The following is a 13,205-nucleotide window of genomic DNA, read 5'->3' as shown; positions in this document are numbered from 1 at the left end:
AGCGCCTGGCAGCATGGGCACATGACCAACTCGGGGGCATCTCACACGGGGGAATCGGAGATCATCACCATCGGCACGCCCGCGGAGGCGGCGCGGCTGGCGGAGCTGCTGCACGACAGACCGGAGGCACACTTCGGCCGCCCGCCGGTGACGGTCGTGTCGTACGAGGCGGGGGCGGCGCCCGTGCAGCGGCGCGAGGCGTTCCGCGAGGTGTACGGGTCGATCGTGGCCAGGATCGGCGAGCCGACGCTGTACGGCGGCTCGACGCGCGGGCCGAGCGTCCGCTGGCGCGACGGCCGCCGACTGGTCCTGCTGGCCGGCGACCGGTTCGGCGCCGGGCTGTCGGTGCACCGGCCCGAGGCGCTGGAGGAGGACGAGCACCGGCGCTTCGCATGGGGCGGGGCCTGGTCGGCGGCCGAGCCGCACGACGTCGGTCTCCTGCCGTACTGCTGGCAGTTGTACCGGAGCGGCCCCGGGGAGTGCCCGGCCGTCCGCCCCGCCGCTCCGCTCGCCGGTTCATGGGAGGACCTGGAGAGAGCCCTGGGGTTGATGCTCGCGGCCTGGGCCGAGCAGCTGCCGGTGCAGGTGCCGGGAGAGTGGGCCGGCTTCACGCTCGTTTCCGGCCGGGACCCGCACCGGCAGCTGGTCGTGTCCTACAGCCCGGACGAGGGGCTGGCGGTGGCCGTCGACGACCGGGACGCGGGGCAGGGCCCGGAGCATGCGCGGCAGATGTGGGAGCGCGGCTGGCACACCCACGACCGGGGCTGGTGGCAGTCGGCCTTCCCCGAGACCCACGAGGCCTCGCCCGCCGTGACCGCTCGTCTGACGGTCACCGAGCTCCGCACCCGCGGAGCGGTCGCTCCGGACGAGCTGTCGGCCCAGGACATCGGCGTCAACAACCGCGGCGAGCTGTGGCTTCCGGGCCTGGGCATACGCACGCCCTGACCCTGAGCACGGCTCCCCGGCCGCGGCTCCCCGGCCGCGTCGCGCCGACCGGTCCGCCGCGCCGCACCGCGCGCCGCGCACCGCCGTCCCGGCGCAGGGAGGGGCGGGACGCCGTCGGCGTCCCGCCCCTCCCCGTGCAGAACCGGTCCGCTCAGCCCTCGCTGACGCCCAGCTTCTCCAGGATCAGCTCCTTGACGCGGGCCGCGTCGGCCTGGCCGCGGGTGGCCTTCATGACCGCGCCGACCAGGGCACCGGCCGCCGCGACCTTGCCGGCGCGGATCTTGTCCGCGATCGCCGCATTGCCGGCGATCGCCTCGTCGACGGCCGCGCCGAGCGCACCCTCGTCCGAGACGACCTTCAGGCCGCGCTTCTCCACGACGGTGTCCGGGTCGCCCTCGCCGGCGAGGACGCCTTCGATCACCTGGCGGGCCAGCTTGTCGTTGAGCGAACCGTCGGCGACCAGCGCCGACACCCGGGCGACCTGCTCCGGCGTGATGGCCAGCTCGTCGAGCGACGTACCCGCCTCGTTGGCGTTGCGCGCCAGCTCGCCCATCCACCACTTGCGGGCGGAGACGGAGTCGGCGCCCGCCGCGATCGTGGCCTCGATCAGGTCGACCGCGCCCGCGTTGAGGATCGACTGCATGTCGTGCTCGGCGACGCCCCACTCCTCGCGGAGCCGGTTGCGGCGCACGCGCGGCAGCTCGGGGAGCACGGCCCGCAGTTCCTCGACCCACTCACGGGACGGGGCGACGGGCACGAGGTCGGGCTCCGGGAAGTACCGGTAGTCCTCGGCCTCCTCCTTGACCCGCCCGGACGTGGTCGAGCCGTCCTCCTCGTGGAAGTGACGGGTCTCCTGGACGATCGTGCCGCCCGAAGAGAGCACCGCCGCGTGGCGCATGACCTCGAAGCGGACCGCGCGCTCGACCGACCGCAGCGAGTTGACGTTCTTCGTCTCGGAGCGGGTGCCGAACTTCTCGGTGCCGTTGGGCCGCAGCGAGAGGTTCACGTCGCAGCGCATCTGGCCCATCTCCATACGGGCCTCGGAGACCCCGAGGGCCCGGATGAGCTCGCGCAGCTCGGTGACGTACGCCTTCGCGACCTCGGGTGCACGGTCACCGGCGCCGACGATCGGCTTGGTGACGATCTCGATCAGCGGGATGCCGGCGCGGTTGTAGTCGAGCAGGGAGTGGGACGCGCCGTGGATACGGCCGGTGGCGCCGCCGACGTGCGTCGACTTGCCGGTGTCCTCCTCCATGTGGGCGCGCTCGATCTCCACGCGGAAGACCTCGCCGTCCTCCAGCTGGACGTCCAGATAGCCGTTGAAGGCGATCGGCTCGTCGTACTGCGAGGTCTGGAAGTTCTTCGGCATGTCCGGATAGAAGTAGTTCTTCCGGGCGAAGCGGCACCACTCGGCGATCTCGCAGTGCAGCGCGAGGCCGATCTTGATGGCGGACTCGACGCCCACGGCGTTCATCACCGGCAGCGAGCCGGGCAGGCCGAGGCAGGTGGGGCAGGTCTGCGAGTTGGGCTCGGCGCCCAGCTCGGTCGAGCAGCCGCAGAACATCTTGGTCCTGGTGCCGAGTTCGACATGGACCTCCAGGCCCATGACGGGGTCGTAGGACGCAAGAGCGTCCTCGTACGACACCAGGTCAGTCGTGACGGTCACGGTGAAACTTCCCTCTCAGCCCAGCAGGACGTCGTCGTCGCCCAGGCGCCTGAGCTCCCGGTAGAGGATGGCGAGTCCGGTGATGATGGCGGCGGCGGACACGGCAGCGTCGATCAGCCGGAGCGTGTCGTGCTCCATGCGGGCCTTCTTGGCCTGCTTCGCGACGCCGACGGCTCCGAAGGCGGTGGTGGCCATGGACACGTAGGTCCCGGTGCGGGACTTCTTGAAACCCTTGGCCTTCTGCAGTGCGCTCACAGTGACGGTGCCTCCTCCAGCAGCGGGTGCCCCCACTTTTCCACGAAGGCGGCCTCGACCGCCGCACCCACCTTGTAGAGGCGGTCGTCCTGCAGGGCGGGCGCGATGATCTGGAGACCGACCGGAAGGTTGTCCTCCGGGGCCAGACCGCAGGGCAGCGACATCGCCGCGTTGCCCGCCAGGTTGGTCGGGATGGTGCACAGGTCCGCGAGGTACATGGCCATCGGGTCGTCGGCGCGCTCGCCGATCGGGAAGGCCGTGGTCGGGGTCGTCGGCGAGACGATCACGTCGACCTGCTCGAACGCCTTCTCGAAGTCCTGCTTGATGAGCGTACGGACCTTCTGGGCGCTGCCGTAGTACGCGTCGTAGTAGCCGGACGACAGGGCGTACGTGCCGAGCATGATGCGGCGCTTGACCTCGTCGCCGAAGCCGGCCTCACGGGTGAGGGCGGTGACGTCCTCGGCGGACTTGGTGCCGTCGTCGCCGACGCGCAGGCCGTAGCGCATGGCGTCGAAGCGCGCGAGGTTCGAGGAGCACTCGGACGGCGCGATCAGGTAGTACGCGGAGAGCGCGAGGTCGAAGGACGGGCAGTCCAGCTCGACGATCTCGGCGCCCAGCCCCTTGAGGAGTTCGACGGACTCGTCGAAGCGCTGCACGACGCCGGCCTGGTAGCCCTCGCCGCGGAACTGCTTGACGACACCGACGCGCATCCCGGCGACCGAGCCGTTGCGGGCGGCCTCGACGACCGGCGGGACGGGAGCGTCGATGGAGGTCGAGTCCAGCGGGTCGTGCCCGCCGATGACCTCGTGCAGCAGGGCCGCGTCCAGGACCGTACGCGCGCACGGGCCGCCCTGGTCGAGCGAGGAGGAGAAGGCGACCATGCCGTAGCGGGAGACGCCGCCGTAGGTCGGCTTGACGCCGACGGTGCCGGTGACGGCGGCGGGCTGGCGGATGGAGCCGCCGGTGTCCGTGCCGATGGCCAGCGGTGCCTGGTACGAGGCGAGGGCGGCGGACGAGCCGCCGCCGGAGCCGCCGGGGATCCGGGTCAGGTCCCAGGGGTTGCCGGTCGGGCCGTACGCGCTGTTCTCGGTGGAGGACCCCATGGCGAACTCGTCCATGTTGGTCTTGCCGAGGATGACGACGTCGGCCTCCTTCAGCCTGCGCGTCAGGGTGGCGTCGTACGGCGGGATCCAGCCTTCCAGGATCTTGGAGCCGACCGTGGTCGGAATGCCCTGGGTGGTGAAGATGTCCTTCAGCGCGAGCGGCACGCCGGCCAGCGGGCCGAGCTTCTCGCCGCGCTCGCGCTTCTCGTCGACGGCGCGGGCCTGCGCCAGCGCGCCCTCACGGTCGATGTGCAGGAAGGCGTTGACCTTCTCGTCGACGGCGTCGATCCGGGCGAGGTGCGCCTCGGTGACCTCGACGGCGGTGAGCTCGCCGGAGGCGATCCTCGCGGCGATCTCCGCCGCGGTGAGCTTGATGATGGTGCTGTCCGTCATGGCTGTTACTCCTCCCCCAGGATCTGCGGCACCTTGAAACGCTGCTGCTCCTGTGCCGGCGCGCCGGAGAGCGCCTGCTCGGGGGTGAGCGAAGGACGGACCTCGTCCGCGCGCATGACGTTGGTCAGCGGCAGCGGGTGGGAGGTCGGCGGTACGTCTTGGTCGGCGACCTCGGAGACGCGGGCGACCGCGCCGATGATGTCGTCGAGCTGTCCGGCGAAGTGGTCGAGCTCTTCGTCCTTCAGCTCCAGACGCGCCAGCCGGGCGAGGTGGGCGACCTCCTCGCGCGTGATGCCAGGCATGCAGCGATCCTCAGGGGTGAGTGCGATGGTTTTGGCCCAATCCTATGGGGCCGCCGCCCCTCCCCGCGAAACGCTCTGCCGCCGCTCCCGCACCGCCGGTCCCCGGGCTCCCGCACCGCCGGTCCCGGGGCTCCCGCGCCGTCTGGTCTCCGGACTCCCGTCCACCGGTCCCCGGGGCTCTCCGCTCACCGCCACGGCACCCCGCACCGCCGGTCCCCGGGGCTCTCCGCTCACCGTCCCGGCGCCCCGTCCGGCGGTCGCCGCGCTCCGGCACCAGTCCCTGTTCCGCCGCGCTCCGGTCATCGGTCACGCCCCGTTCACTCCGAGTGCGCCAGGGGCTGACTCACTGAGCGAAGTTGTCCAAACAACTTCTGGCACCGGGGGTGTACCTCCCCGGGCGGAGAGGACGTTCACTCCGGTGTCCCCACTCAGAACCGCCGCTGCCGCAGGCAGCGACAGCACTCTGCCGCACACCCTGTCGCTGGTCTCGCCCACGAGCCCGCGCGAAGGCGACCGGCTGACCTTCCGCTGGTCCACCGACGCGCCCCACCCGAAGAACTGGATCGGGATCTACGACGGCGACCGCAGGCCCGGCGTCGGCTCCTCACTGGTCTGGGAGTACGTCACGACGGCTTCCGGCGAGATCACCCTCGACACCACCGGCCTCGGCGAGGGTACGTACACCGCGTATCTGCTGGCCACGGACGGGTACGACATCCTCACGCGGACCGAGCCCTTCACCATCGCGCTCAGGCCGCCCGTCACACCCCCGCACTGCGTCGTCGACTCGTTCACGACCGGTGAGTACGCGGCCGGGTCCCGGGTCTCCGTCGTCCTCGGCCCGCTCTGGATCCGCCCGCAGGGCAACGCCTCCGGAGCCCCGTCCTTCCGCCGGCTGGCCGGCGACTCCTGGCTGGGTGTCTCCTCCGACGGCACGATCAGCGGCACGGCGCCCGCACTCCCGACCGCCCGTCCCGCCCGGATCACGATCGGTGTGAAGGACAGCGCGGGCGGGACCGACACCGTGACCGTGCAGGTCCCGGTACGGACGCCCGCCGCCCGCACCCGGCTGACCGTCGCGTCGCTCAACCTCTGGGAGGCCGGCCGCAACACCGCCGACAGCCACGAGAAACTGCTGCGGCTGGTCCTCGGGCAGCGGCTCGACGCCGTCGCGCTCCAGGAGACCGGCGGCACCGCAGCCGAGCCGCTCGCCCGGGCGCTTGGCTGGCACTTCTACGACAGCCCGGCCGGGGTCGGACTGATCAGCCGCTTCCCGCTGGCCGGCACCACGGCGCCGCTCACGGATCTGCCCGCGGTGGCGGCCACCCTCCGGCTGCCGGGCGACCGCACCGTACGGCTGTGGGCGGCGCAGCTCGACGAGGCGGCGTACGGCCCGTACGCGCTGCGGGACGGGCGCACCGCCGCCGAGGTCGAGGCGGCCGAGGTGAACAGCGTCCGCTACCGGCAGGCCGGGGCGCTGCTCGCCGCGATGAAGTCCGACCTCGCCGCCTCCCGCACGACACCGGTGGTCCTCGCGGCCGGGCTCGCCTCCCCGTCGCACCTGGACCGCCCGGCCCGCAGGGGCAGGACCGCGGTCGTGCGCTGGCCCGTCACGGTGGCGCTCGGCCGGGCGGGGCTGACCGACGCCTTCCGCGACGAGAACCCGAACGCCGCGCGGCAGCCGGGCACCACCTGGTCGCCGGTACGCCCCGACGAGCCGCGGGACCGGATCGACCAGGTCCAGTACGCCGGGCCGCTGCGCGTCGAGGGGGCGTACACCCTCTGCACCGGCTGGCCGCGGCCGGTCCCGGACGCCGCCGGGAACGGCTGGCCGTCCGACCACGCGGCGCCCGCCGTCACCTTCTCCCTCCGCTGACGCCGCATCCACGCACCGAAGGACTGCCATCCCATGACTCCGCTGAGCCGCCGCGCCTTCGTCGGCGCGTCCGCCGCAACCGCCGCCGCTGCCGCCGTCGGTGTGCCCGAGGCGGCCGCATCGGCCGCATCCAGACCCCGCGGGTCCGTCGAGGACGTGAAGCACGTGGTGATCCTGATGCAGGAGAACCGCAGCTTCGACCACTACTTCGGCACCCTGAGCGGTGTCCGGGGCTTCGACGACCGTCAGGCGCTGACCTTCCCGAACGGCGACTCCGTCTTCAAGCAGCCGGCCCCCGGCCGCGCCGACGGCTTCATGCTGCCGTACCGCATGGACACGACGAAGTACAACGCCCAGAACGCGTCCGGGCTCCCGCACGACTGGGGCACCGGCCACACCGCGATCAACGGCGGCGCGATGAACAAGTGGATCGCCTCCAAGGGCGAGCGGACGATGGGCTACTTCACCCGCGAGGACATCCCCTACCAGTTCGCCCTCGCCGACGCCTTCACGGTCTGCGATGCGTACTTCTGTTCGCAGGCGGGTCCGACCGACCCCAACCGCCTCTACCTGTGGTCGGGTTCCTGCGGCCCCGGCAAGGACGGTACGACCGGCCCCTGGACCGACAACACGCCGGTGACCGACAACCCGGTCGCGGACTGGACGACGTACGCCGAGCGGCTGGAGGACGCCGGGGTCAGCTGGCGCGTCTACCACAATCCGTCGAAGGACGAGCGGTACGGCGACTACGACGACAACGGGCTCTCGTACTTCGGCCAGTTCCACCGGTTCCCGAAGGACGACCCGCGGTACGTCAACGCGATGACCAAGTTCGATCTGACCGCCTTCGACGCGCACTGCAAGGACGGCACGCTGCCGACGGTCTCCTGGCTGGTCGCGCCCTATCTCTTCTGCGAGCACCCGGAGGCGGGCCCGAACTACGGCGCGCACTGGGTCAACACGGCGCTGCAGTCGCTGTTCTCCAACCCCGATGTGTGGAAGCACACCGTCTTCCTGCTGATGTACGACGAGAACGACGGCTACTTCGACCATGTCGTGCCGCCGTTCCCGGAGCCGGGCACCCCGGAGGAGTTCGCGGAAGGGCGCCCGATCGGGCTCGGGAACCGGGTGCCGCTGTGGGCGATCTCGCCCTGGTCGCGCGGAGGTTACGTCAACTCGCAGGTGTTCGACCACACCTCGGTGGTGCGCTTCCTGGAGGTCGTGACGGGGGTGCGCGAGCCGAACATCTCGGACTGGCGCCGGGCCGTCTGCGGCGATCTGACCACCTGCTTCGACTTCACCAGCCCGGACTACACGGTTCCGTGGCTGCCGGACACGAACGAGCTGATGGCGAAGGCCGACGCGGCCAACGCGCTGCCCGCGGTCAAGCTGCCGCCGAGCGGCGGCCAGTCCATGGCCACACAGGAGCCCGGCACCCGGCCGCACCGTCCGCTGCCGTACCGGCCGTGGGCCGAGGTCACGGTGGACCGGGAGACCGGGAAGGTCGTCTGCACGCTCGCCAACCATGGGAAGGAGACCTTCCACTTCACCGTCCTGCCGAACGCCGTCAAGCCGTTCACCGGCACCCCCTTCACCGTGGCGCCGGGCGCGTCCAAGACGTACACCTGGGACACCTCGGAGACCGACGGGCGGTACGACTTCACCGTGATGGGCGCGGACGGCTTCGTACGGCGCTTCTCCGGCACCGTCGTCCCCCAGGGCCGCGAGGCGGGCGCACCGGTGCCGTCCGTGACGGCGTCCCTCCACGGCCACCGCCCGGAACGGGCCACCGTGGAGCTGGCGTTCAGCAACCCCGGCGCCTCGGAGGTGTCCTTCACCGTCACCCCCGACGGGGACCCGAAGGCGGCCCGCACGGTGTGGGTGGGCCCCGGTGACCGCTCCTCGCTGACCTGGCAGATCCGCCACGGCCGCTACGACCTGGAGGTGACGGCGGCGAACGGCTCACGCTTCGTCCGCCGCTACGCGGGCACGGTCCACGCGCTCTGACCGCGTGACGGAGCCCTGACGGGGCTGGGGGCGCTGCCTCCAGCCCCCGGGGGCAGCCGACTCGGGGCCCTGGAAGGGTGTCGGACTCCGCCTAGTTCACCACGTGGCCCGACGGCCGGTCCGCGTCGGAGGACGTCGCCGCGGGCAGCGCGCGCGGCGCCCTGCGCCAACCGCTCTCCCCGCGCGCCCGCAGCCACGCCGTCGTCTCCTGCGGCGGCATCGCCGCGGCGACCAGCCAGCCCTGCACCGCGTCGCATCCCAGGTCCCTCAGCCGCTCCCAGGTCTCGTCGTCCTCGACGCCCTCCGCCACCACGAGGAGCCCGAGCGAGTGCGCGAGGTCGACCGTGCAGCGGACGATCTCGGCGTCCTCCGTGTCGACCGCCAGGCGGGCCACGAACGACCGGTCGATCTTCAGCTCGCTCACCGGGAGCCGGCGCAGATGGACCAGGGACGAATACCCCGTGCCGAAGTCGTCGAGGGACATCTTCACGCCGTGCCCGGTGAGCCCGGCCAGGGTGTCCGCGGCGCGCTGCGGGTCCTCCAGCAGCACATGCTCCGTGATCTCCAGTTGCAGCGCCCCCGCGGGGACGCCGTGCCGGGCGAGCCGGGCCGCGACCGCGCCGGCGAAGCCCGGGGTGTGGACGTCACGCGGCGAGACATTGACGGCGACCGGCACGAAGAGGCCCTGGGCACGCCACCTGGCGACCTGGGCGAGCGCGGTCTCCAGGACGTACTCCGTCAGATGGGGCATCAGGCCGGAGGACTCGGCGATGGCGATGAACTCGTCCGGCGGGACCCGCCCGCGGTCCGGGTGCACCCACCGCACCAGCGCCTCCAGGCCGGCCACATGGCCGTCGAAGCCGACCTTGGGCTGGTAGTGCAGCTCGACCTCGCCCGCGTCCAGTGCGCGGCGCAGATCGCCGAGCAGCCCGAGGCGGTCCGGCGTGTTCGAATCCCGCTTCGATTCGTACACCTCCACGCCGGTGCGGTCGCGCTTCGCCTGGTACATCGCCACGTCCGCGCGCCTCAGCAGCCCTTCGGCGTCCAGCGCGTGGTCCGGGAAGACGGCGAGCCCGGCGCTCGCCTCCAGCACCAGCGTCAGACCGTCGAGGTCCAGCGGCGAGGAGAGCTGGCCGACGAGATGGCGGGCGACGCGCTGGGCGCTGGTGGTGGAGTCGGCGGTGGGCAGGAGCACGGCGAACTCGTCGCCGCCGAGCCGCGCGGCCTCCGCCCCGCGCGGCAGGGCGAGCCGCAGCCGTTCGGCGATCTGGAGCAGCAGCCGGTCGCCCGCGAGATGACCGAGCGTGTCGTTGACCGAGCGGAACCGGTCGAGGTCGATCAGCACGAGCGCGGACCGAGCACCGGCGCTCTCGGCCTCCTCCAGCGCGGCCCAGGTGCGCTCCAGCAGCCACTGACGGTTCGGCAGGCCCGTGAGCGGATCGCGCAGCTGCTCCTCGGCGCGGGCCCGGGCGATCCACAGCGTGGAGTCGAGGGCGATGAGCGGCACGGCGAAGAGCGGCAGCAGGATCGGCAGGGCGATGGCGACCACACAGATCAGCGGGGCGATGCCGAGCAGGGCGACCGCGACGAGGCCCTGGCGCATCAGGGCCGTACGGGCGACGGTGGGCAGCCCGACGCCCTGCGGCGTCAGGCCGTACCAGAGCAGCAGCCGGGTCACGGCGAGATACGCCGCCGCCGCGAACACCACCTCGGGGATCGCTTCCAGGCCCCATTCCAGCGGCTGCCAGGGCCGCTCGACGGTCGGGGTCTCCCCGAACGCCAGCAGGACCAGCGCCGCCGCTCCGACGCCGAGGATGTCGGCCGCGCCGTGCAGCACCCCCTGTCGCCAGCGCTGCCGCCGGGTGGCACCGACCAGCACCACCACGGCGAGGCTGACGACTCCGGCGGGCACCCAGCCGTAGAGCAGCAGCACGGCGAGGGTGAGGGCGCCACCGGAGCCGGTGCCGCCCCACCAGCGATCGCGCCCGAGCGCGACCAGATGGCCGACGATGATGCCGGTGAGGACGGCGAGCGACCATCCCCCGGCGCCGCCGGGGAAGAGCGCCCGCCCTTCCCGGACGGCGCTGACGACGCCCGTCGTCAGGACGACGGCGGCGAGCCCGATGATCACGAAGGGCATTCCGGCGGCGATGCCCGCAAACCCCGGGAAACCACGCATCCGTGAGACCGGGGCGGCGCTCTCGGTCGGTTTCATTCCGTCCCTCTCACAGCCGGCGGTGCCGATGCCACGCAATGGCCCCCTAGTCATGGCACCACGGCTGGAGCGTGACCACGCAGCCGTGCACGACAGGCGCACCCCTCAACAGTAGGCTGCTGAAGGCTCTGACGGGCAGCGCTCTACAGCTCTTGCCCGATTGCGGCCCGGCCACCCCTATCCATCGGATATGCGCCGAACGGGTGATGTCCACGGGCCGTTCCCGCCCGGCACCCGGCTACTCCTCGACCGGAACGGCGGCGTCCAGGGCGGCGTCCGGCCCCTGTCCGAGCAGCACGGCGAAGCCGTCCTCGTCGAGCACGGGCACCTTCAGCTGCATGGCCTTGTCGTATTTCGAACCGGGGTTGTCCCCCACCACGACGAAGGACGTCTTCTTGGAGACGGAACCTGTCACCTTCGCGCCGCGGCTCTGGAGCGCTTCCTTGGCACCGTCGCGGGTGTGGTTCTGCAGCGTGCCGGTGACGACGACGGTGAGGCCCTCCAGGGGACGCGGCCCCTCGTCCTCGCCGGCGCCCTCCTCCTCCGTACGGACGCCCGCCTCCCGCCATTTGCGCAGGATCTCGCGGTGCCAGTCCTCCTCGAACCACTGCTTGAGCGAGGCGGCAATCGTCGGCCCGACGCCCTCGACGGCCGCAAGCTCCTCCTCGGTGGCCTGCTCGATCCGGTCGACGGAACGGAACTCGCGGGCGAGCGCCTCCGCCGCCACCGGGCCCACATGGCGGATGGAGAGACCGGTGATGATGCGGGCGAGCGGGCGCTGCTTGGCCGCCGCGATGTTCTCCAGCATCGCCAGCGTGTTCTTCTTGGGCTCGCCCTGCTGGTTGGCGAAGACGGTGACGATCTTCTCGTCGCCGGTCTTCGGGTCCCGCTTGGGCAGTCCGCTGTCCTGGTCCAGGACGTACGCCTTGATGGGCAGCAACTGCTCGACCGTCAGGTCGAACAGGTCGCCCTCGTCGGCGAGCGGCGGCTCGGCCGGCTCCAGCGGCTTGGTGAGCGCCGCGGCGGCGACATAGCCGAACGCCTCGATGTCCAGGCTCTTGCGCCCGGCGAGATAGAACAGTCTTTCGCGCAACTGGGCGGGGCAGCTACGGGCGTTGGGGCAGCGGAGGTCGATGTCGCCCTCCTTCATCGGCCGCAGCGGAGTGCCGCACTCGGGGCACTCGGCGGGCATGACGAACTCCCGCTCGCTGCCGTCCCGCAGATCGACGACCGGGCCGAGGATCTCGGGGATCACGTCACCGGCCTTGCGCAGCACGACCGTGTCGCCGATGAGGACGCCCTTGGCCTTCACCACGCCCTGGTTGTGGAGGGTGGCGAACTCGACCTCGGAGCCTGCCACCTTGACCGGCTCCACCTGGGCGTACGGAGTGACCCGGCCGGTGCGCCCCACGCCCACCTTGATGTCGACGAGCTTGGTGTTGACCTCCTCCGGCGCGTACTTCCAGGCGATCGCCCAGCGCGGCGCCCGCGAGGTCGAGCCGAGCCGGCCCTGGAGCGGGATCTCGTCGAGCTTGACGACGACTCCGTCGATCTCGTGCTCCACGGAGTGGCGGTGCTCGCCGTAGTACGCGATGAACTCGCGGACCCCGTCGAGCGAGTCCACCACCTTGTAGTGCCGGGCGGTCGGCAGGCCCCAGGCGTGCAGCAGCTCGTACGCCTGCGAGAGCCGGTCGATCTCCAGGCCCTGGCGGGCGCCGATGCCGTGCACCACCATGTGCAGCGGAAGGGTCGCGGTGACCTTCGGGTCCTTCTGGCGCAGCGAACCCGACGCGGAGTTCCGGGGGTTGGCGTAGGGCTGCTCGCCCGCGGCCACGCGCCGGGCGTTGAGCTCCTCGAACGCCTCCATCGGGAAGTAGACCTCGCCGCGGATCTCGACGAGGTCCGGGATGCGGTCGCCCGTGAGCCGGTCCGGGATGTCGGAGATCGTCCGCACGTTCGGAGTGATGTCCTCACCGGTGCGGCCGTCGCCGCGGGTGGCCGCGCGGGTCAGCCGGCCCTTCTCGTACGTCAGGTTGACCGCGAGCCCGTCGACCTTCAGCTCGCACAGGAAGCGGTGCTCCGACGTGCCCACTTCCTTGGCGACCCGGTCGGCCCAGGCCGCCAGCTCCGCCTCGTCGAAGGCGTTGTCGAGCGAGAGCATCCGCTCGCGGTGCTCGACCGCCGAGAACGCCGTACCGGCAAAGGCAGCCTCGTACGCCCCCGCGACCTTCTGGGTCGGCGAGTCGGGCGTCCGCAGCTCCGGATACTCGTCCTCCAGGGCCTCCAGCGACCGCAGCAGCCTGTCGAACTCGGTGTCGCTGACGACCGGCTGGTCCTTCACGTAGTACCGGAAGCGGTGCTCCTCGACCTGCTCGGCCAGCTGGGCATGCTGGTCGCGTGCCTCGGCGGGCACCGCCCCCTGCTGTTCGACAGCCACCGTACG

General features: G+C 71.9%; 9 protein-coding genes. 3 read left to right on the top strand and 6 right to left on the bottom strand.

Annotated elements, in window-relative coordinates:
• Positions 1–21: 21 nt before the first annotated feature.
• Positions 22–945 (top strand): hypothetical protein, encoded by a 924-nt coding sequence (locus tag KK483_RS25485; RefSeq protein WP_262007553.1) that lies wholly within the window; start codon positions 22–24, stop codon positions 943–945.
• A gap of 151 nt (positions 946–1,096) precedes the next feature.
• Here the strand turns inward: KK483_RS25485 and gatB are convergent, their stop codons facing one another.
• Genes gatB through gatC form a run of 4 tightly spaced genes read right to left on the bottom strand, consistent with a single transcriptional unit; the run spans position 1,097 to position 4,664 of the window.
• Positions 1,097–2,611: an Asp-tRNA(Asn)/Glu-tRNA(Gln) amidotransferase subunit GatB gene (gatB, locus tag KK483_RS25480; protein ID WP_262007552.1), complete on the bottom strand. Its 1,515-nt coding sequence runs from the start codon at positions 2,609–2,611 to the stop codon at positions 1,097–1,099.
• A gap of 15 nt (positions 2,612–2,626) precedes the next feature.
• On the bottom strand, positions 2,627–2,866 hold the full coding sequence (locus tag KK483_RS25475) for a hypothetical protein (protein ID WP_262007551.1): 240 nt from the start codon (positions 2,864–2,866) through the stop codon (positions 2,627–2,629).
• Positions 2,863–4,362, bottom strand: coding sequence for an Asp-tRNA(Asn)/Glu-tRNA(Gln) amidotransferase subunit GatA (gene gatA, locus KK483_RS25470; RefSeq protein WP_262007550.1), 1,500 nt, complete (start codon positions 4,360–4,362; stop codon positions 2,863–2,865). The genes KK483_RS25475 and gatA overlap by 4 nt, the downstream gene beginning before the upstream one ends.
• Before the next feature lie 5 nt (positions 4,363–4,367).
• Positions 4,368–4,664, bottom strand: a complete 297-nt coding sequence (gene gatC, locus KK483_RS25465; protein WP_030258164.1) for an Asp-tRNA(Asn)/Glu-tRNA(Gln) amidotransferase subunit GatC — start codon at positions 4,662–4,664, stop codon at positions 4,368–4,370.
• Positions 4,665–5,082: 418 nt separating this feature from the next.
• On the opposite strand from gatC, the gene KK483_RS25460 reads away from it, so the two are divergent.
• Together KK483_RS25460 and KK483_RS25455 are read left to right on the top strand one after the other, a co-directional pair.
• On the top strand, positions 5,083–6,540 hold the full coding sequence (locus KK483_RS25460; protein ID WP_262007549.1) for an endonuclease/exonuclease/phosphatase family protein: 1,458 nt from the start codon (positions 5,083–5,085) through the stop codon (positions 6,538–6,540).
• A 33-nt stretch (positions 6,541–6,573) separates the two neighbouring features.
• Positions 6,574–8,547 carry a phosphocholine-specific phospholipase C gene (locus tag KK483_RS25455; RefSeq protein WP_262007548.1) on the top strand — a complete coding sequence of 658 codons (1,974 nt, stop codon included), beginning with the start codon at positions 6,574–6,576 and terminating at the stop codon, positions 8,545–8,547.
• Positions 8,548–8,638: 91 nt separating this feature from the next.
• On the opposite strand, the gene KK483_RS25450 is transcribed toward KK483_RS25455, so the two are convergent.
• A complete protein-coding gene (locus tag KK483_RS25450) occupies positions 8,639–10,726 on the bottom strand; it encodes a putative bifunctional diguanylate cyclase/phosphodiesterase (protein WP_399016166.1) in 2,088 nt (695 codons plus the stop codon).
• Positions 10,727–11,000: 274 nt separating this feature from the next.
• Entirely contained in the window at positions 11,001–13,199 is a 2,199-nt protein-coding gene (ligA, locus tag KK483_RS25445; protein ID WP_262007546.1) for an NAD-dependent DNA ligase LigA, read from the bottom strand.
• Positions 13,200–13,205 lie beyond the last annotated feature (6 nt).

Source organism: Streptomyces sp. FIT100 (genome assembly GCF_024584805.1).
Taxonomy (GTDB): Bacteria; Actinomycetota; Actinomycetes; order Streptomycetales; family Streptomycetaceae; genus Streptomyces.
The sequence above is the reverse complement of the archived record's forward strand: the minus strand, read 5'-3'. Positions and strand labels throughout refer to the sequence as shown.